This is a genomic window from Azospirillum brasilense, from assembly GCF_008365405.1.
Taxonomy (GTDB): domain Bacteria; phylum Pseudomonadota; class Alphaproteobacteria; order Azospirillales; family Azospirillaceae; genus Azospirillum; species Azospirillum brasilense_D.
Genome location: NZ_QOKV01000001.1, coordinates 253,426 through 276,549, shown reverse-complemented (window position 1 = coordinate 276,549; position 23,124 = coordinate 253,426). Strand labels below are relative to the sequence as shown.

Below are 23,124 nucleotides of genomic sequence, written 5' to 3'. Positions count from 1 at the left end.
AGTTCAGAATCAAAAGCGCAGGATCGCTGCGGTCGAGGCGCCGGACGGCAGTTCCTCCTTGGTCACCACATGCACCTCCCCGCCGCGCAGGAGCGTTTCCGTGGCGGCCTCCTCGACAAGGTCGATGGCGCCGTCCGTTTCGTGGTGCAACGGAAAGGCCCGGTGATAGTCTTCCCGGAAGTGGCCCCAGACCTTGCCGTTCTCGGCCACCAGAAGAACCCCGACCCGTCCCTCGCGCGCCGCCACCATCACATCCTCGGCCCGCGTCGTCGTCCGCTCCGCCGTGTTGCGGTCGCCGTAGAGGGCGTTGAACCGCTCCACCGCCGTCCGCCGTGTCGACTCGAACATCGGCCGCACCACCGCATAGGCGCGGCGATGCAGGTCGTCGATCTCCAGGACGTCGGGGTTCGTCACGACCCCATCCTCCAGCATCCCTTGAAGATGTGCATCCTTGCGCAGATGCCCCTGGATCTCCTCGTCGGCCACCAGAACGAGCGGGCCGCGGAAGGGTTTCAGATGATCCCGCACGCGGCCGCCGACCCGCCCGAGATACTCGATGAGATGGGCCTTGCGCAGTTCCTCGGGGTCTTCGCCGAAGTTGTGCGTCTTGACCATCGACACGCCGCCCCGATCCGTGCGGTCGGCATGGCGGGCCGGCGGGGCGGAGTGCAGGTTGTTCTCGTAATTGGTTTCGGCATGGATTTCCGCGACACCCTGCGGCAAGCCGGCATCTTCCTCCGCGATGCCGTGACGGGTCGCGCAGAACAGGCGGGCACGACCCGCCGTGACGGCCAGGATCATGAAGGCTCCGTCGTCCGCCAGCAGCGGCAGCAGCGGCCGCAGCGTGAAGCGGGAGTTGACGACCACCTCCTCCGGCAGTTCGACGGGCACGCGGTGGATGGCCGACACGCCCTTGGCCAGGAAAATCGCCAGACCACGGTCCATGTGGCGCCAGAACTCGTTCTGCTCCAACAGGTCGGAGGCCGGCTTGAGGAAGGCCTCGGCGTCGGGCCGGCGCAGGCCGTGCTTCTCGCACAGCTGATCCTGCGCCTTGGAGAGCAGGTTGCGCAGCCGGATCACGTCTTGGCGGATGTCGCGCCCGGCGATGTGGGTGGGCAGGAAGATGGACACCGCCGGGGCGGCATCGACGGTCAGGAGTCGTTCCAGATCGTGTTTGCAGAACATCGCCTTCGTCGCCCTCCGTGTTGCTCGTTCGGGGGAATTCCGATTGGAGCAACCGGCGTGTCGGCCCATGGTTCCGGGGTGCCTACCGACTGGGCAGGCAGCCGGGACACGGCGTACGGCAAGTCAGCCTATGACGCCCGCGACGATGATCTCGCCCAGCCATGGACCGCAAGTCACCAAGTGCGGACCGGGCCGGTGTCGATGTGCACGAAGCCGCTGCGCGGGTAGAAACCGACACCGCCGGCCTCCATGCCGCGGGCCGCGGTGGCAATGGCCTTCAGTTCGACATCCGGCAGCATCACGTCGATGGCCATGCCGCGGGTGTGGTAGCTTTCCTTTGCGACCCCGCGCGAGCGGCGGCGGGCCATGGCGTTGGTGCGGCGCGACCGGTACCCGCAGATGACCCGGAAGGGCTCGTCGCTGTCCAGCGTCTGGTGCAGGCGGGCCAGGACATCGAACAGACGCGGGTCGTAGCGGCCAACCTGCTTGGCCCGATGGTCGCGCAACAGCACGTCCAGCTTCTTCAGCGCGTCCGGGCGATAGGCACCATCGGCCCAATAGACGCCGCTGAATTGCTCGTTGGTGTTGATGTTGTGCAGGGACAGGCGGCGGACGCCGCCGGCCAGGGGGGCCGCAAGGGCCGGTGCGGCGGGCACCAGGACCGGAACGGCCATGGCGGTCAAGGCGGCGGCAGCGAAGGTCAGAAACCCACGGCGGCCGGTCTCGCGCCCATTCAGCGGCGCGGCACGGTCGTCATTCCCCAAAAGCATCACTCCCTATGCATTTTGGTGATCGGGCCGCACCGTTCCAGCGCCGGACGACCCACTATGGATTGTTCGAATAAGGCCAAAATTAGTATGGTCATAGCGAACGACTATTTCCTATAGGCTAGGGCTTGACCGGGATCAACCCGAAAATGGCCTGAATCGGTCACAAGTCGGCCTTCGGTCGTTCGCGGCACCGGCACCGCAGGGCGGTCGCCCCTCGGCCGGAGGCCGTACGCCGATTTCCCGACCCTATGGAAGCGCGTCCCCGCCTCGCCGGGCAGGGGATCACGTACTACATTTGATAGAAAGGACGGGGGATCGGATCTCCCGCCAGTCGAGGACGGACCATGCACGCATCCCAGACGCTTACCGACCGACGCCGCCGCCCGGCGCCGATCCTGGCCGCGCTGACGCTGGCGCTGTCCGTGATCGCCGGTTCGGCCGCCACCCGGGCCACCGCCGAGGCGGCCTCCTACCGCGACACCCTGACCGGCTGGGCCGACCGGCTGGACGCAGCCGCCACGGTGCTGGAGGCGGCACCGGAGCGCCCGGTCACCCGCATCGGGTCCGGCCCGCTTCTCAAGAAGGGCAGCAGCGGCGAGCGCGTGGAACGGTTGACGCAACGCTTGGCCGAATTGGGTTTTCTCGACCGGGCACGCCAAGGCGATGTGTTCGATGACCGGGTGGACACCGCGGTGCGCGCCTTCCAGTTCGCCCAGCGCATGAAGGTGGATGGGCTGGTCGGCGGCGGAACGCGGGTGGCGTTGGACCGCAGCCCGCAGGAGGCGGCCGTCCAGATGCGGCGCAGCGCGCTGTCCATGCGCGCCTTCCGCGACACCGCCCCCGACACCGTGATTTTGGTGAACCTGCCCAGCCAGACCACCACGCTGGTCCGCGACGGGGAGGAGGCCCTGACCATGCGTTCGATCGTCGGACGCCCGTCGCGCGAGACGCCGCTGCTTCAGGACCAGATCACCCATGTGATCGTGAACCCCACCTGGACCGTGCCCCCCACCGTCCTCAAGGAGGACAAGCTGCCCCTGCTGCGGGCCAAGGGCACGCCGGGCATCGCGAACGCGGTGGTCTACCTGGACGGTGCCCCGGTGGAGCCGGCGGTCGTGGATTGGCGCAACGTCTCGCCGCGCCGCGTGCGGATCGTCCAGCAACCCGGCGACCACAACGCGCTGGGCCGGTACCGTTTCAACATGACCAACCCCTACAACATCTATCTGCACGGCACCAACGAACCGAGGCTGTTCGAGCGCGAGGTCCGCACCGTCAGTTCCGGCTGCGTGCGCCTTGAGGACGCGCGCGGCATGGCCGAGGCGCTGCTGGCGGCCGAGCATGTGTCCACGATGCGGCTCGACCGCATGCTGGACCGGCAGGAACCGCAGTGGATCAAGCTGAGCCAGCCGGTGCCGGTGCGCTTCGTCTATTGGACGGCGACGGTGGACGACCGCGACGCCGTCCGCCTCCACCCGGACATCTACGACCTGAACGAGGACCCCGTCCCAGCCGCGGCGCCGGACTCGACAGACCCGACCTCGGCCGATCCCACCTTGGCCGACCCGATGCCCCCGGCCCAGAGGGTTTGACCCGAAGGCAAACAATTCAAAGACAGAGGCCCAAAGACAGAGGCCCAAAGAAAAAGCCCCCGCCGGTTCGCGGGGGCTTTCACGTCAGGTGGCCCGCAATTCGGTGTCGGATCCGGACGCGCGCCAGACCTTGGAGGCGGTCGGACCGGTGTCGCCCGTGGCTTCCACATACTTCACCGGATCGCCGGTCTTGAGCTGGTCCATGTCGACGTTCAGGCAGCTGTTCCGGTGGAAATAGAGCTGCGTTCCGGTGTTGGTCGTGATGAAGCCATGGTCCTCGTTCGGGTTGAGCTGCGACACGCGGCCGGGCTGTTCCGGATCATGGACCTTCACATCGCGGCGCATCTTGTCCTTGTATTCCTTCAACTGCCGCTCCGCGGCTTCGAAGGCGTCACGGATCGAGGTCCGGGCGTCGGGATTGGCGTAGCGCTCCTTCGCTTTGTTCGGCTTGCGGCTGACCACGATGTCCTGGCCCGGCACCATCAACTCGATGTGGACGTCGAAGACGTTGCCGGTCTTGTGCTGGCGGTGCTGGGCTTCCACGGCGACCCGCATGCCGACCAGCCGGTCGAACAGCTTTTCCGTCTTCTCCGCCCGTTCGCGGATGTAGGCCTCCAGCTCCGGCTGGGAGTCCATGTTGTGGAAGGCGATTTCCAGGTTCGTGTCCATGGGGGTCCTCTTTAAGCACGACATGACGAAAGCGGCGTGGTGCGGGCCGCGTTCAGGAGTCGCGGGCTTGGCCGGGAATGCGGAACTCCTCGCCCTGATCGGCGATGCCCGGCATCTCGCCCTGGTTTTCCATGCTCAGCACGGGCTCGACCGGCTCGGTCCGCTCGGCGGTGTCGTCGGGACCGCGGGCCGGGTTCGGGCGCAAGGTGTCCCGGTAATTGTCCTCGATGGCGATTTCCTCGCGGGCCAGTGTCCAGTGGTCCGCGGCGCGATCCTCCGGACGGCCTTCACGCTCCCAGATCTGGTGAGCGCGCGCTCTGATCCGGCTTTCCAAGTCGTCCGCCATCCGGGCTGCCTCCTTTCGGTTCTCGTTCCGCGCCCGCCATGCCTTCCTGTGGGAATGGGCTTTTAGACCGGGCGCGCTTCCCGTCAACCGTGCCGGAACACCGAAGTTCCTCACCAAGGGATGGTCGAAACGGGGAGGCCGACGGACCCCGCGCCGTTTGAATTAATCCCGAAGGGGTGGTATTCGACGAAAGCGACGATCCGGAGGATAAATGTGTGAACCGGCCTGAAAGCGGACGCTCCCTGACGTCCTGCCTCCTCACGGGCATGCGCCGCTTCCGCACCTCGCTGTTCGCGCTGCCGCTGGCCGCGGGGACGCTGATGGCGCTCCCCGATACCGCCGCCCGCGCCGCGGACGGACCGTCGCTCCTGCAACTCGGCCTTTTCCAAAGGGAGGGCGATGCCTGGTGGGCGTGGGACAGCCTGCGCCGCCGCTCCCCCGATCTGGCGGACGGGCTCAGCCCGGCGGTCGTTCCGCTCGACGCGCGGCGCCAGGGCGAGGGTGTCGCCCTGCGGGCCACCGCCTCCGTGGGGCTGGACGTGACGGCGCTGTGCCGCCGCATGCTCGGCGCCGGGTTCGGCTGCCTCGTTCTCGACGCGCCCCCCCTGCCCGCACCGCCCCAGGCAACGCCTCAGGCAACTCCCCAAGCGCCGGAGATCAGGCCACCCGCCGACAGCGCACAACTCGCCACGCCACGCCCCGGTGGGGACGGCAAGGCCGACGTCGCGATCACCTACCCTCCGGAAGCCGCCCGGACCATGGCCGCCATTGAGAAATCGGTGCGCCGCAAGGGCCGGCTGGGCGCTGTGATCCCCGACACGGCGCTCGACGTCATGCCGGCAACGCTGAAGGAGGAGGGCTGGAATCTCTGCGCCCTCACCTTCGACGACGGTCCGCACCGTGTGGTCACCCGCCAGATCCTGGACGTGCTGAACCGCGAGAAGATTCCCGCGACCTATTTTCCGGTCGCCAGCGTCGCCGAGAACCAGGGCGAGGTGATCCGCGACTTCATCGCCGCCGGGCACGAGATCGGCAACCACAGCCTGACCCACGCCGACCTGCGCGCCATGGACCCCGAGGCGCAGCGGCACGAGATTGCCGAGGCCAACCGCATCCTGCGCGGGTTCGGCGCCAACCCGGTGCTGTTCCGGCCGCCCTATGGACGCTACACGCCGGACCTGCTGGCGATCGCCCGCGAGGAGAGCATGAGCCCGGTGCTGTGGACCGTGGACACCCGCGACTGGCAGGTCCGCGACCCCGACCGCATCGTGCAGCATGTAAAGACCGAGGCGGGAACCGGCAGCGTGCTGCTGCTGCATTCCACCTACCCGTCCACCCTGAACGCCCTGCCCCGCGTGATCGCCGCGATGCGCGCGAAGGGCTGCGAGTTCGTCACCCTGTCGGAATGGATCGAGCGGATGCACCAGATCGCCACGCCGGCCACGGCGATGGTCCCCACTCTGGTGAAGGCTGGGGCAAAGGCCGGCGCCGCCCCCCTCCAAACCGTCAACTGAACGGCGCCGGCCGCTGAAGCGAACCAGACCCCTTACTTTCCAGTCTTCTGCTTGCGGATCTGCAGATATTTGCGGATGGTCGCCTCGACCTCCGGCGGCAGCATGTTCCAGGCGCCGGACACCGACCCGCCCTTGACGTCTTCGATGGTCACGGTGGCGGCGAAAGTAAACTTGCCGCAGGCGTCATCAATCCGCACCGTGAGGCGCGCGGTCTGGCTGGGGATCAAGGACCCGTCGAAGCCGGTCGCCACGAAACCCTTGTGGCTGACCCCCGCCAAGGGAAAACTCTTGCCATCGAACTCGATCACGTTCGATGGGCCAGCGGACGGGTTGGGCCGGCGCGGCGGCGCCTTCTTCTCGTCCTTGACGGTCACTTTCAGAAAATCGAACAACCCCATGCACCGCCCCCGCCGAACAGCGCCGTCCATCGCCACGGCGTCATCACTTTATGCGCGGACTTGCAAAAAGGGGCAACCGTGATTTCCCCGGCGCGATTTCCCCGACTGATGCCCCCGGACGGCGGTGCTTCAACTTGGCGGCGAAGCCATCGTCCCACGACGCTCCGACCCGGCGGCCAGCGCCTTCTGCGCCTGCCGGATGCACAGCAGGGCGAAGGGAAGCAGGACAACCAGGACCGCCACCATGCCCACCGCCACCGTCAGCACCCCGGCCACATCGGCATCGCCCAAATGGGTGGCCAGGGTCAGCAGCAGATGGAGGATCAACGCGAACAGCATCGCCGCCGCCGACGCCGGAACGGCAAATCCTTGCACGCGCCGGCACCGCGATTCACCGGTCGCCGCGCGCCACGGCCATCGCGGACGCGCCGCCGGGCAAGACGTCCCATAGACATCCAGCATGGGCACCCCTCCCGTCATTGCTCATCCGGCGCCGATTGGATTGAGGCAATACGGCGGGATGAGGCGCGACCACTATAGCGGCAAAAACGCGCGGAACCTAAAATCTGAAGTACTTATTCTGATTGGACGGGCCTCCCGCCAAAGGTTAGGGGCCGGGGGCCGACTCCCTCACCTCCCGCGTAGGCTCTCCACAGAGTCTGTGGATAACTGTGTTGACAAGGCCCGGCTTTTCCCGATTCGAGTCAAGCGCGACAAGGCCATAGCCCGATTTGCCCAAATTTTGAGCATGTCACACAAACCATTGAAATGCATCGCCTTTCCAGATTCCGATGGGTGTTGCAGCGCTCACGCCTGTCAATTGGATTCTGACGCCGGACTCCCGGCGCGGCGATTTCGCGCGGGTCTGTGCCCTGTTGACAACTGAAGGTTCGAATTCCCCGCAAGGGGCACTCCGATCTCACCGTTTCTTCTCCGACCGGTCGAAACGGTTCGCCGGACCATCCGTTCGCCAGCGTCACAATCCGCCACACCCTCCCGGAGTCAAGGCCACCGTCACCGCGGTTCCGCCGCCCGGCTTGCTGAAGACGCGGATGCCGCCGCCCATGCGCTCGACCAGCGCCTTGCAGATCAGCAGGCCGAGGCCGCTCCCCACCTCCCCGTCGGCACCGGGCGCGGCGTGGTGCGGGTCGATACGGAACAGATGGGGCTGAAACTCCTCCGGAATGCCCAGCCCATTGTCCTGAACCCGCACAGTCACCCGCCCGTCCGTCAGGGCGGCGGTCAGCATGACGATGCTTCCCGAAGGCGAGAAGCGCACCGCGTTCTCGATCAGATGCTTCAGCACGGTGCTCAGCGCGGACAGGTCGCCCAACACCGGAAGGGCGACGATGCGGTTGACGATCAGGATATCGCGGGCGCGCGCGCGCGGCTCCAATTCCTCCAACACGTCCTGGAGAAGGCCGCCCAACTCATAGACGCGCAGATCGAGCGGCACCTGATTCAGCTGAAGGCGGGACCACAGCGACAGGTTCTCGATGGTCCGCATCATCTGCCGCCCGGCGTCGCTGCACAGCGCCGCGTAAGCGCCCAGATGCGCGGTCCCCGGCGCTTGGCTGCCGACCGCCGGATCGGGAGACGCCACGTCGGAGGATATCATCTGCGTCGCGCCAAGGATGGCGCTCAGCGGATCCTTCAGCTCCTGGCAGATCTGCCCCAGGAAGCGGTTCATGCGCGCGACCGCGTCCGCCAGCTGGTCCACCCGCCGAGCGCGCTGCGTCTCCTCTTCGATACGGCGGGTGATGTCGGTGACGAAGATGCAAAAGGCCGGCGCCGTTCCGCCGGTCTCGCCGTCCAGCCGCGAGTCGTTGAAAATCGCGCGGACCGGCGTCCCATCGGAGCGGATCAGGGTGACGTCGTAGCTGCGGTGCGGAGTCAGGTCGCGGATGGCCGCCTGCCGCTCCAGGACGCTCCGGCTGTCCTCGGCCACATAGGCCAGCAGGTGGTTTCCGATCAGCTCCCCGGCCCGATAGCCGAGCAACGCGCACAGCGCCGGGTTGACGCCGACGGTGACCAACTCGCGATCCACCACCCAGCAGGGCTGAGCGCTCTGGTCCAGGATCCGCTGGCCCAAACGGTCCCAATCGACCGCCGGGCGCGTGGGCTTCGACAGCAGTGCCAGCATGACCCCTCCCGACATTATCCTGTGCGGGTCGCTCACACGGCCGTGAGTTCGTGCATTTTCTTTCTCAACCCGCCCGCGATCATAGACACGGGCGGCAGAAACCTTCAACAAAATGTGGGTTTCGCCAATGTTATAGACCCGTCATCGATTCGCGCTTTTTCCGCACCTCCGCTTTCTGTTCAGTAACCAAGCGGCTTTCGCGCTCTCTCTCCTTAAGTTCTTATGACGCTTTTCATAGGCTGGGCGGTGAGGGGGGCCGGTCTCACCGATCCTCGGCCGTCGCCGCCCAGCAGCGCAGGACTTCCGCCACGCTCCAGGCCTGCGAGATGCAGCCGCGCGGACTGAAGGGCGGCTCCGCGTCGAAGATCTCGGAAATGGTGCCGATCCCCGCCTGGTCCAGATGGGGCAGGAAGCCCTGGAGCAGCTCGCGCGCTCCGGACTTGTCCTCCGGGTGCAGCTTCAGCCACGCATCGACGTAGGGGCCGATCAGCCACCCCCAGACCGTGCCCTGGTGATAGGCGGCGTCGCGGGCGCGCAGATCGCCGAAGTATTTCGACTTGTAGTCGCGCTGCCCCGGCGCCAGCGAGCGCAGCCCGACCGGGGTCAGCAGCCGTTGCCGCACCGTCTCCACCACCGGCTCCCAGCGGGCGCGGTCGAGCACCGGGTTGTCGAGCGAGACGGCGAAGATCTGGTTGGGCCGGCAGGCGTCGTCGTCCCCCCGCTCCCCGTCCACCACGTCATAGAGGTGCCCGGCGTGGGCGCACCAGAAGCGCGCGTTGAAGGAGGCGCGTGCCCGTTCGGCCAGCTCCTCCAGCGGGCGGGCGGCCATGGCGTCGCCCTCCTCGGTCAGCCAGCCGGCGGTCAGGCACAGCGCGTTGTACCAGAGCGCGTTGATCTCCACCGCCTTGCCCCGGCGCGGCGTGACCACCCAGTCCTCGACCTTCGCGTCCATCCAGGTGAGCTGGTAGCCCTCCCGCCCCTGGCGCAGCAGCCCGTCGCCCTGGTCCACGGCGATACCGAAGCGGGTGCCGCGCCGGTGAAGGTCGATCACCTCGACCAGCCGGGGCAGCAGCAGTTGCAGCGTGTGGCGGTCCCCGGTCGCGCGAACATAGCGGTTCAGCGCGTGGAAGAACCACAGTGTGGCGTCGGCGGTGTGGTACAGCCCCTCGTCCTTGCCGTCGGGGAACATGTTGGGGATCAGCCCGTCGCGGATGTAGTGCGCGAAGGTGCGCAGGATCCAGCCGGCCTCCATGTGGCGCCCGGTGGTCAGGGTCAGCCCCTCCAGGCTGATCATGGTGTCGCGGCCCCAGTCGGTGAACCAATGGTAGCCGGCGATCACCGTGCGCACCTCGTCGCCCTCGGCGCGGGCGCGCATCTGGTCGGCGACGCGCCCGGCCGGCACGAACAGGAAGCTGTCCGCCGACAGCACCAGCTCCGCCATCGCCCCCTCGCGCAGCGACGGATGGGCCGTCCCGACGATGCGCCGCCGCCGCTCCTTCTCGAAGCGCAGGACGTCGGCGGGCGGCAGCGCCCACAGCCGTTGCCACGGCTCCGTCGCCGCGACGAAGCTCAGCGTCTGGCCCTGGCTGAGGGGGCCGCTGAAATAGCCGGGCGTCCACAGCGAGCCGCGCGATTCGTAGCCGCGCTCCGCCTCCACCGGATAGACGATGTCGCGCCGCGCCCCGCCGTCCAAGGTCAGGGGAAGCTCCGCCCCCTCGATGGTCATGCGCAGCACCGGCAGTTCCGGTCCCGCCCAGATCTCGTATTCGTGCCCGCGGGCGGTGACGCGGTAGTCGCGGGCCAGCGGCTCGTCCACCGCCGATTCCAGCTTGCGGAAGGCCATCACCGGACGAAGCCGCAGCAAGATCGGCTGCGGCGCCTTGACCACCCGGTAGGTGACATGGACGATGTTCTGCAGGTGCGGCAGCACGATCTGCTTTTCGATGACCACATCGCCGAACGCGTAGCGCCAGACCGGCAGCCCGGATTCCATGCGGAACTCGGCGAGGCCGGAGGGCGCGGCGTCGGACGGATAGTTCGGGTCGGGCCACTGGTCCGCCTGCGGGTTGTGGCCGGTCAGCCGCCGCTCGGTGCCGTCCGGCTCGATCAGCACGTCGTTGAGCTGGCTCAACATCACCACCCGGCCCAGCGGCGCCGGCAGAGCCGCCACCAGAAGCCCGTGATAGCGCCGCGTCACCGCCCCCGACAGGGAGGAGGAGGCGTAGCCGCCCAGCCCGTTGGCGACCAGCCATTCGCGGGACAGCGCGGCGTCCGGCGCGGATCGCAGGGCGTCGCTGGTGATCTTGCGGATGAAATCAGCCATGGGTCTCCTGAGCGCTCGCGCCGTTGTCTTCGCCCCGTTCCTCATCCGGAACAACATCCTTGGCGGCCAGGACGACCGCCGCGTGGCCGGGAAGCCGCCAGCCACCGTCCGAGGATTCCAGCGGGGCGATGCCGCAGCCGCCGTAACGCGGGTCCTCGCTGGCCCACAGCGGCGTCCACTCCCTGCCAACCGGCGGCGCCAGCAGCGGTTCCGGCAGGACGTCCAGCCGCAGGTCGCGCCCCAGATTGACCAGCAGCAGCCGGTCGTCTCCCGCCCCGCCCTCCTTCGCTCCGCCCTCCTTCGCACCGAAGACGCGCAGGACGAACGCCTCCTCGCCCAGCACGGCGCCGTCCAGCCCGCCGTCGCCCTGGGCGCGGAACACCGGGTCCTCGCGGCGCAGGCGCAGAAGGTCGCGGTGCAGCCCCCAGACCTCCGCGTGGGCGTCCCGTTCCGCGTGGTCGAGCGTGCAGCGCCGGAAGGTCTCCTCGTCCTGCGGGCGCGTCAGGTGGGCGCGCATGGCGGGGGTGGCGAGGCTGGGAAACTGGGACAGGAACTCCGCCCGTCCCGTCTCCACCTTGGCGGCCAGATCGGGTTCATGGTCGGCGAAATAGTGGAAAGGTGCGCTGGCCGCGAACTCCTGCCCCTGGAACAACATCGGCGTGCCAGGGCACAGCAGCGTCAGCGCGGTCAGCGCCCGGAAGCGCCCCGGCGTGGTCAGGCCGTGGATCCGCTGGCCGCGGCCCGAATTGGCGATCTGGTCGTGGTTCTGGAGGAAGGTGACGAAGGCTGGGCGCGGCAGCCCATGGGCCGGCGTTCCCCGCCGCTTGCCCTGCCAGCGGTACCATTGTCCCTGATAGAGGAAGCCGTGCTTGACGGCCGACAGCAGTTCCTGCGGCGTGCCGCGGTAGTCGGTGTAGTAGGCCTCGTTCCGCCCGGTCAGCGCGACCTGGGCCGCGTGGTGGAAATCGTCGTTCCACAGAGCGTCCAGCCCGCAGCCGCCCCGCTCCACCGGAGTGGCCATGGCGGCATGCTGGGATTCGTTCTCCCCGATCAACAGCGTGCCGCGCCCGCGCGCCGCTTGGCGGACGGCCTGCCCGATCTCCTGGATGATGTGCGGGGTGGAGCGGTCGAAGATCTGCTGGGTGGCGTCCAGCCGCAGCCCGTCGAGATGGTACTCGTCGATCCAGAAGGCGGCGTTCGCCCGGAAGAACTCCCGCACCGGGCCGCAGTTCGGGCCGTCGAAGTTGAGCGCGTCCCCCCACTCGTTCTTGTAGCGGGTGGTGAAGTAGTCCGGGGAGAAGCGGGACAGGAAATTTCCGCTTGGGCCAAGGTGATTGTAGACGACGTCCAGGATCACCGCGAGGCCCAGCGCGTGGGCGCGGTCCACGAAGCGCCGCATGTCGTCCGGCCCACCGTAGAGCCGGGTCGGGGCGAACAAATCCACCCCGTCGTAGCCCCAGCCGAAGCGGCCCGGGAACTCGGCCACCGGCATGAGTTCCAGGACGGTCACCCCCAGTTCCGCCAGACCCGGAAGTTCGCGCGCCGCCGCCGCCCAACTGCCCTCCGGCGTGAAGGTGCCGATGTGCATCTCATAGACCACCTGCCCGCGCAGGCCGCAGCCCGCCCAGCCGGCGTCGGTCCAGGCGAAGGCGGACGCGTCCACGACCTGCGACGGCCCTTCCGGCCCCTCGGGCTGGAAGCGGGACGCCGGGTCGGGGAAGGCGGCGCCATCATCAAGTCGAAACCGGTAGAGGCTGCCCACCGGCACCCCTTCCACCATCGCGGAGAAATAGCCGTCACCCTCAGCCTCCAGCGCCACCGCGCGCTCCTCCGGTCCGACCAGCAAGCGGACGCTGCGGCAGGCGGGCGCCCAGACCCGCGCCAGCACCCGGTCGCCGGGCGCGGGTTCGACGCCTATGGGACAACGGCGGACGGCGAAGGCCGAGCCGCCGGCGTGCGCTGCATCGGGAGGACTCGACACGGGATGTTCCACCGCACTGTTTCGACCACCGCCCCCAACAGGCGCCGACCGGCTTCGTCCCATGGGCGACGGGGTTGATGACGAACATCTGCGGTATCATCGAAGGGAGCGCCACGAGATGTTGTGCGCGTTCTTCGCCACCCGCCCGTTGGGCGACTCCGCGGAAGCCGAGCCCGCTGTCGTTGCATGAGTCCTACACCCGCTCCCCGAAGCTCTCCGCCGCGGCGTCGATCACCGCGGGGTGGGCGCGCAGCCTGTTGAGAGCGGTGTCCCGCTGGGAGTCGTCCAGTTCCAGCGTGACGATGACATCGACGGCGCCGCCGCGCTCCGCGTCGCGCTCCTCGCGTGCGGTCTGGACGACGTGGCCGCAGCGGTCGCGCAAGTCCCCGACGATCTCGGCCTCGACGCCGCGCCCCTTCTCCGCCGGATAGGCATAGACGATCTTCATGGCCTTCCACCCTTCATTCCGGCCCGCCGTCACGGCGCGAAGACGACCCGCATGCAGTCGTCGGCCTTCTCCTTGAACATGCGGTAGCCCTGGGGGGCGTCGTCCAACGCCCATTTGTGGGTCAACAGGTAGGATGGGTCGAGGTCGCCCTTCTCGATGTGCTCGAACAGGCGTTTGACGTAGCGCTGGCCGTGCTGCTGCCCCATGCGGAAGGTCAGCGCCTTGTTCATCGCCGCCCCCATGGGGAACTTGTCGAGAAGGCCGCCATAGACCCCGACGATGGACAGGGTGCCGCCCTTGCGGCAACACTGGATCATCTGGCGCAGGACGGCGGGCCGGTCGCTCTCCAGCCGCAGGGCCTGCTTGCCGCGGTCATACAGATCCTCAATGGCCGAGGCGCCGCTGTCCGCCTCCATGCCCACGGCGTCGATGCAGACATCCGGTCCGCGCCCGCCGGTCATCGCCAGCAGGGCGTCGTAGATGTCGACGCGGCTGTAATCCAGCGTCTCCGCCCCCGCTTTCATCTGGGCGGCGCGCAGCCGGTCGGGGAAGCGGTCGATGCCGATCACCCGCTCCGCCCCCATCAGGAAGGCGCTCTTCATCGCCATCTGGCCGACGCCGCCGCAGCCCCAGACGGCCACCACGTCGCCCGGCTTGATGCTGCCCATGTCGGCGGCCATGTAGCCGGTCGGCACGGCGTCGGAGACGAAGACCGCCTGCTCGTCCGTCACCCCTTCCGGCACGCGGAAGCAGTTGGTGTCGGCGAAGGGGACGCGGATGTATTCGGCGTGGCTTCCGGCGTAGCCGCCGAAGGCGTGGCTGTAGCCGAAGATGCCGGCGGTGCAGTGCCCGTAGGCCGCCTCCTCGAAGGCCGGTTGCGGGTTGGAATTATCGCAGAGCGAGAACTCCTCGTGCTGGCAGTGCCAGCATTTGCCGCAGCCGATGATCGACACCGTGATCACCCGGTCGCCGCGGTTCAGCCGCGTCACCTCCGGCCCCTTCTCCACCACTTCGCCGAGGAACTCATGGCCGATGATGTCGCCGGCCCGCATGGTGGGGACGTAGCCGCCGATCAGGTGCAGGTCCGACCCGCAGACCGAGGACAGGCCGACCTTGATGATCGCGTCCTGCGGGCCGAGGATCGTGGGGTCCGGCACCCGCTCCACCCGCAGGTCGTTCACGCCGTTCCAGCAGAGCGCCCTCATCCCGTCACCTCCCGCAGTTTGGACGTCACCCGACCCCACTCGGCCCGCCCGCTCGGCTGGCCGTCGATTGTGGGAAGCTCGCCGACCTCCATGATCCGCTTCAGGCGGCGCAGCGCCTCGCGCGCCTGCTGCTCCGGCGCTGTGCCGAACAGGCGGGACACGGCGTTGCCGCCGGCACCACCCGGCGGGTGGTAGGCCAGCGTCAGGCTGACCTCCGTCCCGCGCCCGCCCGGTGCCGGACGGAACAGGACGGTGCCGCGGTGCGGCAGGTCCGCCCCCTCCAGCGTGTGCCAGGTGATCAGTTCGTTCTCCCGGACCTTGTCGAGCCGGCTGTTCCAGACTACCGGGACTCCGCCGGGGCCATGGGCCTTCCAGCGGCTTTCCGTGTCGGACAGGATCTCCACGGCGTCGAGGTGGGGGAAGAGCGCCGCCAGATGGCGGACGTTGCGCCAGTGGCGGAACAGTTTTTCGGCCGGAACCGCGATGGTGACGTTCGCCTGGGTGGTCGTCGGCTCGCGGCGCAGCGCCGGCAGCGCGGCCTGCCGCAGCGGGCTGGACAGCGGAACCCCCGCCGCCCCGGCGAGGAACAGCCCACCACCGAGCGCAGACAGCGCCCAGCTTCCCCGCCGCACCCCGGCAAAACCCAGCGCCGTGCCGCCGAGGATGGCGGCCCAGCGTTCGAGCGTCCCGGCGGAGCCCTCCGGGCGCCGCCCGCCGTCCCGGCCCCTGGTCATTGCCCGTCCTTCTTCTTCAGCAGGTCCAGCTCGTACAGCCCCTTCATCAGGTCGCGGTGCAGGTCGATGCGCTCCGCGATGTCGGTGTAGTGGGTGGCGTCCGGGGCCCGCCCGGCCTCGTCCAGCGCGCGGTTCCACTGGTTTCCGGCGAAATCGCCGCGCCCGACGAACATGACCGCGCGCAATTCCATCCGCTGTTCGGGGGTCAGGTCCTCCAGCATCCGGTTCAACTGGCTCAACGCTCCACTGGCGTCGGAGGACAGGATGCTGAGGGCGTCGAGATCGGTCGGGTTCCGCGAACCGCGTTCGCTGGTCTGCTCCCCGAGGTCGATGTTGCGCATTCCCGCGAGGAAACGCTGGCGGTCGGCCACGGCCTCGTACGCGAGGTCGGCGGCCTGCTTCACGGTATCGACCGAAATCTGTTTGAGCATGTGTCGCACTTCTTTTCAGTTGCACGGCTTTGCCCGACGCCAACAGCCGGGCTGCCGAGGCATCGGAATGCGGCCCGTGTCGCGGACCGCCTCTCGGCACAACCGGAGACGGTGCGGCGAGGTTCCAAACCAACACGCCGGAGCAACAGAGAGGCCCGGTGGCTTGTTAACTCCCGCAAGACCTTGGCAAGCCGGAGAACACCCATGCCGCTCCTGTCGGCGCAGATCGGCGAAACCGTGGACGAGGCGTTCGCCCCCGTGCGCCTGGACACCGACCGCGGCACCGTGGACGCCCGCCTCTACCCCGCCCCCGATGGCCACCCGAACGGGCATAAGGCGGCGGGAACGCTGGGCGTCATCTGGCTCGGCGGCGTCGGCGGCGGCTTCGACTCGCCGGCCCACGGGCTTTATCCGCGGCTGGCGAAGGATCTTACGGCGCACGGCATCGCCTCGCTGCGCATCCGCTACCGCAACCCCCACGCGCTGGACGAGGCGGTCTACGACGCGCTGTGCGGCCTGACCTTCCTCGGCCGGATGGGCATCCACCATGTCGCCCTGGTCGGCCATTCCTTCGGCGGCGCGGTGGCGATCCAGGCCGCGGCCTCGAACCGCGGCGCGGTCTGCACGGTGGTGACTTTGGCGACCCAGGGGTTGGGCACCGACGCGGTGGCGGACCTCCGTTGCCCCGTGCTGATGATCCACGGCGAGGCCGACGAGGCGCTGACGCCGATGTGCTCCATCCACGTCCACCGCATGGCGCGCGAGCCGAAGAAGCTGGTCCTGATGCCCGGCGCCGGCCACTGTCTGGACGAGACCGCCGAGGCCGTCTGCCGCGAGGTGCGCGACTGGCTCAAGGCTCAACTGCTGGCGCGGTAGGGCATATCCTCTCCCCCCGCGGCAGGCTCCGGGATTAGGCTGCGGCCACCTCCCCGAAAAGCCCGGAGCCTGCCGATGCTCGGCACCCTGACCCTACTTCTCTCCTGCCAGCTGGCGGGGGAACTGACCGCCCGCCTGCTGCATCTGCCCGTTCCGGGACCGGTGCTGGGCATGGTCCTGCTGTTCGTCGGCCTGCTGGTCCGCGGCGGCGTGCCGGAGCCGTTGCAGGAGACGGCGGGCGGCATCCTGCGTCACCTCTCCCTTCTCTTCGTTCCGGCGGGCGTCGGGGTGATGGCGCACCTGAACCGGCTGGAGGCGGAGGCCTTGCCCATCGCCGCCGCTCTGCTGGGCAGCACGCTGATCGGCGTCGCGCTGACCGCCTGGGTGATGAGTGTCCTGAGCCGCCGCGGCCCGGACGCCGAATCCGGCAACGGAGAGAACGCGCCATGAGCCCCGATTTCCACGAGATCTGGGTCTATCTCTCGGCCAGCCCGCTCGCCGGCCTGACCCTGACGCTGGCCGCCTATCAGGCGGGGATGTGGGTGTTCGAGCGGTTCGGGCGGCGCCCCGCGCTGAACCCCGTGATGATCGCGGTGCTGCTGATCGCCGCGACGCTGATGGTGGCGGGGATCGATTACCGCACCTATTTCGACGGCGCGCAGTTCGTGCATTTCCTGCTCGGCCCGGCCACGGTGGCGCTGGCGGTCCCGCTCTACCGCCAGTTCCAGCAGGTCCGCCGCTCCGCCGTGGCGCTGCTGGTCGCCCTGCTGACCGGCTCCGCCGCGTCGGCGCTGAGCGCCGTCGCCATCGCCTGGGCGCTGGGCGCGTCGGAGCGGACCATGCTGTCGCTGGCGCCGAAGTCGGTGACCTCCCCCATCGCCATGGGCGTGTCCGAGCAGATCGGCGGCCTGCCCTCGCTCACCGCGGTCTTCGTGATCCTGACCGGGATCATCGCCGCGTCCTTCGGCACCTGGGTCCTGAACCTCGTCCGGGTGACGGACTGGCGGGCGCGCGGCTTCGGCCTGGGGGTGGCCGCCCACGGCATCGGCACCGCCCGCGCGCTCCAGGTCAACGAGGTGGCAGGGGCCTTCGCCGGGTTGGGGATGGGGCTGAACGGGCTGGTGACGGCCATCCTCCTGCCGGTCCTCTACCGCCTGTTCTTCAGCTGAGACCCCGCTCCGCGAAAGAAGATTTCATGGAATCGCGGCTTGACAGAGCAAGCCTGCCTGCGCACAGTGTGGCCCATGACCCGCATCGACCACACGAACGCCCTTCTGCGACTTATCACCCCGGCGCTTTGAGCGTCCGGGTCGTCTGCGTTCGTCTGCCCTGTTTCCTGGTCGAAGTGTCTGTTTTCCCATGAGCACCCACAGTTTGCGCCATTTCGGCACGCGCCCTTGCGGGGTGAGGCGTGTCTCCCGGCTGGGGCCGGGGCTGCGACTTAGGAACGGTCGCTGAGCCGCCCGGCAGCTCAGCGACCGTAGTCCCGCCGGTCCCCACACGACACGAGACAACGCCCCGCAGCACAAACCGGGGCTCCCAAGGGATCACGAAGCGTCATGAACCACATCGCCACCCCCGCCGCCGCCTCTTCCGCCGCCAAGCACGAGAAGTACGTCCCCTTCGCCCCGGTGAAGCTGACCGACCGCCAGTGGCCGAACCGGACCATCGAGAAGGCGCCGGTCTGGTGCTCGGTGGACCTGCGCGACGGCAACCAGGCGCTGATCGAGCCGATGGGTCCGGACCGCAAGCGCGCGATGTTCGACGCGCTGCTGAAGATGGGCTTCAAGGAGATCGAGATCGGCTTCCCCGCCGCCTCGCAGACCGATTTCGACTTCTGCCGCGAAATCATCGAGGGCGGCAAGATCCCCGACGGCGTGACCATCCAGGTCCTGACCCAGGCCCGCGAGGAGCTGATCCGCCGCACCTTCGAGGGCATCAAGGGCGCCAAGCGCGCCATCGTCCACCTGTACAACTCGACCTCGGAGCTGCAGCGCCGCGTCGTCTTCGGGCTGGACCGCCAGGGCATCGTCGACATCGCCGTCGCCGGCACCAAGCTGATCAAGCAGCTGGCCGCCGAGCATCCGGAGACCGAGATCGTCCTGCAATATTCGCCGGAGAGCTTCACCGGGACCGAGCTGGAGTTCGCCCTGGAGATCTGCGAGGCGGTGATGGAGACCTGGGGCGCCAGCGCCGACAACAAGGTCATCCTGAACCTGCCGGCGACGGTGGAGATGTCGACCCCGAACATCCACGCCGACCAGATCGAGTGGTTCTGCCGCAACATGAAGAACCGCGACGCGGCGATCATCTCCCTGCACCCGCACAACGACCGCGGCACCGGCGTCGCGGCGGCGGAGCTGGGCATGCTGGCCGGCGCCGACCGCGTGGAAGGCACCCTGTTCGGCAACGGCGAGCGCACCGGCAACGTGGATGTGATCACGCTGGCGCTGAACCTGCTGACCCAGGGCGTCGATCCGGAGCTGCGCATCGACGACATCAACGAGATCGTCCGCGTCGCCGAATACTGCACGCAGTTGCCCGTCCACCCGCGCCACCCCTACGCCGGCGAGCTGGTCTTCACGGCCTTCTCCGGCTCGCACCAGGACGCCATCAACAAGGGGCTGAAGGCGCTGGCCAAGTCCAACCACGGCACCTGGGAGGTTCCGTACCTGCCCATCGACCCGCAGGACCTGGGCCGCAGCTACGAGGCGGTGATCCGCATCAACAGCCAGTCGGGCAAGGGCGGCATCGCCTATGTGCTGGAGAAGGATTACGGCATCCAGATCCCACGCCGCCTGCAGATCGAGTTCTCCAAGACGGTGCAGCGCATCGCTGACGAGACCGGCAAGGAGCTGGCCCCCGCCGACATCCACAACGCCTTCAAGGCGGAGTATCTGGACATCGACGCCCCGCTGGCCCTGATCGAGCATTCGACCGAGCCGCGCGGCCCGAACTCCGGCGCCCGCGTGCTGAACGTGGTGGTGTCGCGCGACGGCGTGGTCAGCACGCTGAAGGGCTCGGGCAAGGGCCCGATCGACGCCTTCCTGGACGCGCTGCGCCAGGGCACCGGCATCGACCTGCATGTGGTGGACTACCGCGAGCACGCCGTCGGCGAGGGCGAGGACGCCCAGGCCTGCGCCTATGTCGAGGTGAAGACCAAGGATGAGCGCACGCTGTTCGGCGTCGGCATGGACGCGGACATCGTGACCGCCTCGCTGCGCGCCCTGGTCAGCGCCGCGAACCGCGCTGTGCGGTAAGGGGTTTTGGGGACATGAGAAAGGGGCACCCGCCGGGGCGCCCCTTTTTTTGTTGGGTGGGTGGGGAGTGGTTGCACTGGGCCCCCTCCCTAACCCTCCCCCGCCTGCGGCGAGGGAGGGGACTTTGCCAATCTCCCCTCTCCCGCGAAGCGGGGGAGGGAGGGACCCACGCGCCAGCGTGGGAGGGTGGGGGCACCGCAACAGCACCCCCTGCCCCATCACCCCTCGATGCGCGAGAAATCCGCCACCGCGTTCAGCGTCGCCCGGATCTGGCTGAGCAGGCGCAGGCGGTTGGCGCGCAGGTCGGCCTGCTCGGCGTTCACCGTCACCTTGTCGAAGAAGGCGTCCACCGGGCCGCGCAGACGGGCCAGCGCCGCCATGGTGCCGGTGAAGTCCTCCTTGGCCAGCAACGGCTTGGCCGTCTCCCCAGCGCCGGACAGGGCGCCGTAGAGGTCCTTTTCCTCCACCAGCGTCAGCAGGGCCGGATCGACCGGCTGGTCGTAGGCCTTGCCGTCCTTCTTCTCCTCGATGCGGACGATGTTGCTGGCGCGCTTGTAGGCGGCGAGCAGGTTCGCCCCCTCCTCCGACCCGACGAAGGCCTGGAGCGCCTTCACGCGGGCCAGAAGGCGGACGAGGTCGTCCTCGCCGCCGAGCGCGAACACCGCGTCCACCAGATCGTGCCGCACGCCCTGGTCGCGCAGCGTGACTTTCAGGCGGTCGGCGAAGAAGGCCATCAGGTCGGTGGCGACCCCATCGGCGGCGGCGAAACCGCCGACCGTGTAGGCGCCGTGCGCCGCCTTGAAGAGCTGCGTCAGGTTCAGCCGCAGCCCGTTCTCCAGGATCAGCCGGATGATGCCCAGCGCCGCACGCCGCAGTGCGTAGGGGTCCTTCGATCCCGTGGGCTTCTCGTCAATGGCGAAGAAGCCAACCAGCGTGTCGAGCTTGTCGCCCAGCGCCACGGCGACCGACACCGGGGCGGTCGGGCAGGAGTCGGACGGCCCAAGCGGCTTGTAATGCTCGGCGATGGCCTCGGCGACCGCCGGGTTCTCGCCTTCGCCCAGCGCGTAGTAGCGGCCCATGATGCCCTGGACCTCGGGGAACTCGCCGACCACCTCGGTCACGAGGTCCGCCTTGGACAGCAGGGCGGCGCGGGTCGCCGCGTCCGCGTCGGCGCCGATGGCGCGGGCGATCTCGGCGGCCAGGACCTGGACGCGCGTGACCTTCTCCGCCACCGTGCCGAGCTTGGCGTGGAAGGTGATGGCGCCCAGCTTGGACACGCGCTCTTCCAGCTTCGTCTTGCGGTCCTGGTCCCAGAAGAACTTGGCGTCGGACAGACGGGCACGCAGAACGCGCTCGTTGCCGGCGACGATGGCCCGGCCAGCGTCCGCCGTCACCGTGTTGGCGACCACGACGAAGCGCGGGGCCATCTTCCCGGCCTTGTCCAGCAGGGCGAAATACTTCTGGTGCGTGCGCATGGAGGTGATGAGAACCTCCGACGGCACGTCCATGAACTTTTCGTCGATGGTGCCGACCAGGGCGACCGGCCATTCGACGAGGCCGGCGACCTCCTCCAGCAGCCCGTCGTCGGGGGAGAGGGTCAGGCCCTCCCGCGCGGCGAGCGCCTCGGCGTCGGCCTTGATCTTGGCCTTGCGCTCGGCGCGGTCCAGCACGACGTGGGCGTCGCGCAGCTTGGCCTTGTAGTCGGCGAAGTCGGTGACCGTGAAGGCGTCCGGCGACAGGAAGCGGTGGCCGCGGGTGCTGTTGCCGAAGGCCAGCTTGCCCTGCGCGCCGCCCAGGTCGAACGAGCCCTCCAGCACCGCGCCGCCGAACAGCGCGATGATCGAATGCAGCGGGCGCACCCAGCGCACCGTGCCGGTGCCCCAGCGCATCGACTTCGGCCAGGGGAAGTCGCCCATGACCGCCGGGATGATCTCGGCCAGCACCTCCGCGGTGGCGCGGCCCTTCTTCTCCGCCACGGCGAAGTAGAAGACGCCCTTTCCGGTGTCGCGCTGCTCGCACTGGTCCAGGCTGGTCAGGCCGGCGGACTTCAGGAAGCCGGCGACCGCCTGCTCGGGCGAGCCGACGCGCGGCCCCTTCTTTTCCTCGCGGACGTCGGCGGTGCGCTCGGGCAGGCCGTCGATCACCAGCGCGAGGCGGCGGGGGGTGGAATGGGCCTCGGCCGACGCGAAGGTCAGGCCGTTGGCGGCCAGCTTCTCGGTGACGAGGCGCTTGAGGTCGTCCGCCGCGCGCGCCTGCATGCGGGCCGGAATTTCCTCGGAGAAGAACTCGATCAGAAGTTCGGGCATGTTGACCGACATGTTACTTGGCCCCCCCGGCGGTCCACGCCTCGCAGCAGGCTTTCGCCAGCGCGCGCACGCGGCCGATGTAGGCGGCGCGCTCCACGACGCTGATGACGCCGCGCGCGTCCAGCAGGTTGAAGAGGTGCGACGCCTTGATGCACTGGTCGTAGGCCGGCAGCGCGACGCCCCTGGCGATCAGCGACTGGCACTCCGCCTCGGCGTCCTTGAAATGCTGGAGCAGCATGTCGGTGTTGGCGTGCTCGAAGTTGTGGGCCGAATATTCGACCTCGGCGCGCTTGAACACGTCGCCGTACTTCACGCCCTGCCCATTGAAGTCCAGGTCGTAGACGTTCTCCACGCCCTGCACATACATGGCCAGACGCTCCAGCCCGTAGGTCAGCTCGACCGCGACCGGGTCGCACTCGATGCCGCCGACCTGCTGGAAATAGGTGTACTGGGTGACCTCCATGCCGTCGCACCAGACCTCCCAGCCGAGGCCCCAGGCGCCCAGCGTCGGGCTTTCCCAGTCGTCCTCGACGAATCGGATGTCGTGCAGCGACGGGTCGATGCCCAGCACCTTCAGGCTTTCCAGGTAAAGCTCCTGCGGGTTGGCCGGCGAGGGCTTCAGGATCACCTGATACTGGTAGTAGTGCTGGAGCCGGTTCGGGTTCTCGCCGTAGCGGCCGTCCTTCGGGCGGCGCGAGGGCTGCACATAGGCCGCCTTCCACGGCTGCGGGCCAAGCGCGCGCAGCGTCGTCGCCGGGTGGAAGGTGCCCGCACCCACCTCCATGTCGTAGGGCTGGAGGATCACGCAGCCCTGCTCCGACCAGAACTGGTGGAGCTTGAGGATCAGGGCCTGAAAGGACAGGCCGCGGCTGTCTTGGGAAGACCCGCTCGGGGAGGCCATCGGCGGTCACTTATGATTGGTGTGGAAAAACGCGCCGCACGA

General features: G+C 68.5%; 21 protein-coding genes. 6 read left to right on the top strand and 15 right to left on the bottom strand.

Annotated features, from left to right (window positions below):
- Positions 1 to 9 precede the first annotated feature (9 nt).
- Entirely contained in the window at positions 10 to 1,185 is a 1,176-nt protein-coding gene (locus DS837_RS01295; RefSeq protein ID WP_149163101.1) for a baeRF3 domain-containing protein, read from the bottom strand.
- A gap of 173 nt (positions 1,186 to 1,358) precedes the next feature.
- Positions 1,359 to 1,955, bottom strand: a complete 597-nt coding sequence (mepK, locus tag DS837_RS01290) for a peptidoglycan L,D-endopeptidase MepK (protein ID WP_149163100.1) — start codon at positions 1,953 to 1,955, stop codon at positions 1,359 to 1,361.
- A 344-nt stretch (positions 1,956 to 2,299) separates the two neighbouring features.
- On the opposite strand from mepK, the gene DS837_RS01285 reads away from it, so the two are divergent.
- Positions 2,300 to 3,547, top strand: a complete 1,248-nt coding sequence (locus tag DS837_RS01285) for a L,D-transpeptidase family protein (RefSeq protein WP_149163099.1) — start codon at positions 2,300 to 2,302, stop codon at positions 3,545 to 3,547.
- Between the two features lie 84 nt (positions 3,548 to 3,631).
- Here DS837_RS01285 and DS837_RS01280 read toward each other — a convergent pair whose 3' ends face one another.
- Both DS837_RS01280 and DS837_RS01275 read right to left on the bottom strand, forming a co-directional pair.
- Positions 3,632 to 4,216, bottom strand: coding sequence for an HPF/RaiA family ribosome-associated protein (locus DS837_RS01280; protein WP_170295702.1), 585 nt, complete (start codon positions 4,214 to 4,216; stop codon positions 3,632 to 3,634).
- 52 nt (positions 4,217 to 4,268) lie between these two features.
- A complete protein-coding gene (locus tag DS837_RS01275) occupies positions 4,269 to 4,562 on the bottom strand; it encodes a DUF2934 domain-containing protein (protein WP_149163097.1) in 294 nt (97 codons plus the stop codon).
- 215 nt (positions 4,563 to 4,777) lie between these two features.
- Here DS837_RS01275 and DS837_RS01270 point away from each other — a divergent pair, with 215 nt between their 5' ends.
- Positions 4,778 to 6,076 carry a polysaccharide deacetylase family protein gene (locus tag DS837_RS01270; protein WP_247889716.1) on the top strand — a complete coding sequence of 433 codons (1,299 nt, stop codon included), beginning with the start codon at positions 4,778 to 4,780 and terminating at the stop codon, positions 6,074 to 6,076.
- Between the two features lie 32 nt (positions 6,077 to 6,108).
- Here DS837_RS01270 and DS837_RS01265 read toward each other — a convergent pair whose 3' ends face one another.
- From DS837_RS01265 to DS837_RS01225, 9 genes are all read right to left on the bottom strand, one after another.
- The gene (locus tag DS837_RS01265; protein WP_247889755.1) at positions 6,109 to 6,504 is read right to left on the bottom strand and encodes a hypothetical protein; all 396 of its coding nucleotides are present in this window, start codon (positions 6,502 to 6,504) and stop codon (positions 6,109 to 6,111) included.
- A 99-nt stretch (positions 6,505 to 6,603) separates the two neighbouring features.
- Positions 6,604 to 6,849, bottom strand: a complete 246-nt coding sequence (locus tag DS837_RS01260) for a hypothetical protein (RefSeq protein WP_149163096.1) — start codon at positions 6,847 to 6,849, stop codon at positions 6,604 to 6,606.
- A gap of 601 nt (positions 6,850 to 7,450) precedes the next feature.
- A complete protein-coding gene (locus DS837_RS01255) occupies positions 7,451 to 8,617 on the bottom strand; it encodes a sensor histidine kinase (protein WP_170295701.1) in 1,167 nt (388 codons plus the stop codon).
- 262 nt (positions 8,618 to 8,879) lie between these two features.
- A complete protein-coding gene (locus tag DS837_RS01250; protein WP_149163094.1) occupies positions 8,880 to 10,940 on the bottom strand; it encodes an amylo-alpha-1,6-glucosidase in 2,061 nt (686 codons plus the stop codon).
- Positions 10,933 to 12,921, bottom strand: a complete 1,989-nt coding sequence (gene treZ, locus DS837_RS01245) for a malto-oligosyltrehalose trehalohydrolase (protein ID WP_247889715.1) — start codon at positions 12,919 to 12,921, stop codon at positions 10,933 to 10,935. Before treZ ends, DS837_RS01250 begins: the two co-directional genes overlap by 8 nt.
- Positions 12,922 to 13,114: 193 nt before the next feature.
- Positions 13,115 to 13,369 carry a hypothetical protein gene (locus DS837_RS01240; protein WP_149163092.1) on the bottom strand — a complete coding sequence of 85 codons (255 nt, stop codon included), beginning with the start codon at positions 13,367 to 13,369 and terminating at the stop codon, positions 13,115 to 13,117.
- A gap of 29 nt (positions 13,370 to 13,398) precedes the next feature.
- Positions 13,399 to 14,574: a zinc-dependent alcohol dehydrogenase gene (locus tag DS837_RS01235; protein WP_149163091.1), complete on the bottom strand. Its 1,176-nt coding sequence runs from the start codon at positions 14,572 to 14,574 to the stop codon at positions 13,399 to 13,401.
- Positions 14,571 to 15,308 (bottom strand): SRPBCC family protein, encoded by a 738-nt coding sequence (locus DS837_RS01230; protein ID WP_149163090.1) that lies wholly within the window; start codon positions 15,306 to 15,308, stop codon positions 14,571 to 14,573. Before DS837_RS01230 ends, DS837_RS01235 begins: the two co-directional genes overlap by 4 nt.
- A complete protein-coding gene (locus DS837_RS01225) occupies positions 15,305 to 15,739 on the bottom strand; it encodes a DUF3775 domain-containing protein (RefSeq protein ID WP_149163089.1) in 435 nt (144 codons plus the stop codon). The genes DS837_RS01230 and DS837_RS01225 overlap by 4 nt, the downstream gene beginning before the upstream one ends.
- A gap of 204 nt (positions 15,740 to 15,943) precedes the next feature.
- Here DS837_RS01225 and DS837_RS01220 point away from each other — a divergent pair, with 204 nt between their 5' ends.
- From DS837_RS01220 to leuA, 4 genes are all read left to right on the top strand, one after another.
- The gene (locus DS837_RS01220) at positions 15,944 to 16,615 is read left to right on the top strand and encodes an alpha/beta hydrolase (RefSeq protein ID WP_149163088.1); all 672 of its coding nucleotides are present in this window, start codon (positions 15,944 to 15,946) and stop codon (positions 16,613 to 16,615) included.
- A gap of 75 nt (positions 16,616 to 16,690) precedes the next feature.
- Positions 16,691 to 17,065: a CidA/LrgA family protein gene (locus tag DS837_RS01215; RefSeq protein WP_149163087.1), complete on the top strand. Its 375-nt coding sequence runs from the start codon at positions 16,691 to 16,693 to the stop codon at positions 17,063 to 17,065.
- The gene (locus DS837_RS01210; protein WP_149163086.1) at positions 17,062 to 17,784 is read left to right on the top strand and encodes an LrgB family protein; all 723 of its coding nucleotides are present in this window, start codon (positions 17,062 to 17,064) and stop codon (positions 17,782 to 17,784) included. Before DS837_RS01215 ends, DS837_RS01210 begins: the two co-directional genes overlap by 4 nt.
- Before the next feature lie 390 nt (positions 17,785 to 18,174).
- Positions 18,175 to 19,875: a 2-isopropylmalate synthase gene (leuA, locus tag DS837_RS01205; protein ID WP_149163085.1), complete on the top strand. Its 1,701-nt coding sequence runs from the start codon at positions 18,175 to 18,177 to the stop codon at positions 19,873 to 19,875.
- Positions 19,876 to 20,093: 218 nt separating this feature from the next.
- Here the strand turns inward: leuA and glyS are convergent, their stop codons facing one another.
- Entirely contained in the window at positions 20,094 to 22,181 is a 2,088-nt protein-coding gene (glyS, locus tag DS837_RS01200) for a glycine--tRNA ligase subunit beta (protein WP_149163586.1), read from the bottom strand.
- Between the two features lie 13 nt (positions 22,182 to 22,194).
- A complete protein-coding gene (locus DS837_RS01195; RefSeq protein WP_149163084.1) occupies positions 22,195 to 23,082 on the bottom strand; it encodes a glycine--tRNA ligase subunit alpha in 888 nt (295 codons plus the stop codon).
- Between the last annotated feature and the right edge of the window lie 42 nt (positions 23,083 to 23,124).

Excerpts from the sequence above, each read along its gene's own strand:
- DS837_RS01255 (WP_170295701.1), bottom strand. The coding sequence starts at position 8,617 with ATGCTGGCACTGCTGTCGAAGCCCACGCGCCCGGCGGTCGATTGGGAC.
- DS837_RS01240 (WP_149163092.1), bottom strand. The coding sequence starts at position 13,369 with ATGAAGATCGTCTATGCCTATCCGGCGGAGAAGGGGCGCGGCGTCGAG.
- DS837_RS01210 (WP_149163086.1), top strand. The coding sequence starts at position 17,062 with ATGAGCCCCGATTTCCACGAGATCTGGGTCTATCTCTCGGCCAGCCCG.
- glyS (WP_149163586.1), bottom strand. The coding sequence starts at position 22,181 with ATGCCCGAACTTCTGATCGAGTTCTTCTCCGAGGAAATTCCGGCCCGC.
- DS837_RS01225 (WP_149163089.1), bottom strand. The coding sequence starts at position 15,739 with ATGCTCAAACAGATTTCGGTCGATACCGTGAAGCAGGCCGCCGACCTC.
- DS837_RS01295 (WP_149163101.1), bottom strand. The coding sequence starts at position 1,185 with ATGTTCTGCAAACACGATCTGGAACGACTCCTGACCGTCGATGCCGCC.
- DS837_RS01275 (WP_149163097.1), bottom strand. The coding sequence starts at position 4,562 with ATGGCGGACGACTTGGAAAGCCGGATCAGAGCGCGCGCTCACCAGATC.
- DS837_RS01250 (WP_149163094.1), bottom strand. The coding sequence starts at position 10,940 with ATGGCTGATTTCATCCGCAAGATCACCAGCGACGCCCTGCGATCCGCG.
- DS837_RS01280 (WP_170295702.1), bottom strand. The coding sequence starts at position 4,216 with ATGGACACGAACCTGGAAATCGCCTTCCACAACATGGACTCCCAGCCG.
- DS837_RS01285 (WP_149163099.1), top strand. The coding sequence starts at position 2,300 with ATGCACGCATCCCAGACGCTTACCGACCGACGCCGCCGCCCGGCGCCG.
- DS837_RS01220 (WP_149163088.1), top strand. The coding sequence starts at position 15,944 with ATGCCGCTCCTGTCGGCGCAGATCGGCGAAACCGTGGACGAGGCGTTC.
- leuA (WP_149163085.1), top strand. The coding sequence starts at position 18,175 with ATGAACCACATCGCCACCCCCGCCGCCGCCTCTTCCGCCGCCAAGCAC.
- DS837_RS01215 (WP_149163087.1), top strand. The coding sequence starts at position 16,691 with ATGCTCGGCACCCTGACCCTACTTCTCTCCTGCCAGCTGGCGGGGGAA.
- mepK (WP_149163100.1), bottom strand. The coding sequence starts at position 1,955 with ATGCTTTTGGGGAATGACGACCGTGCCGCGCCGCTGAATGGGCGCGAG.
- DS837_RS01265 (WP_247889755.1), bottom strand. The coding sequence starts at position 6,504 with ATGGACGGCGCTGTTCGGCGGGGGCGGTGCATGGGGTTGTTCGATTTT.
- DS837_RS01195 (WP_149163084.1), bottom strand. The coding sequence starts at position 23,082 with ATGGCCTCCCCGAGCGGGTCTTCCCAAGACAGCCGCGGCCTGTCCTTT.
- DS837_RS01235 (WP_149163091.1), bottom strand. The coding sequence starts at position 14,574 with ATGAGGGCGCTCTGCTGGAACGGCGTGAACGACCTGCGGGTGGAGCGG.
- DS837_RS01230 (WP_149163090.1), bottom strand. The coding sequence starts at position 15,308 with ATGACCAGGGGCCGGGACGGCGGGCGGCGCCCGGAGGGCTCCGCCGGG.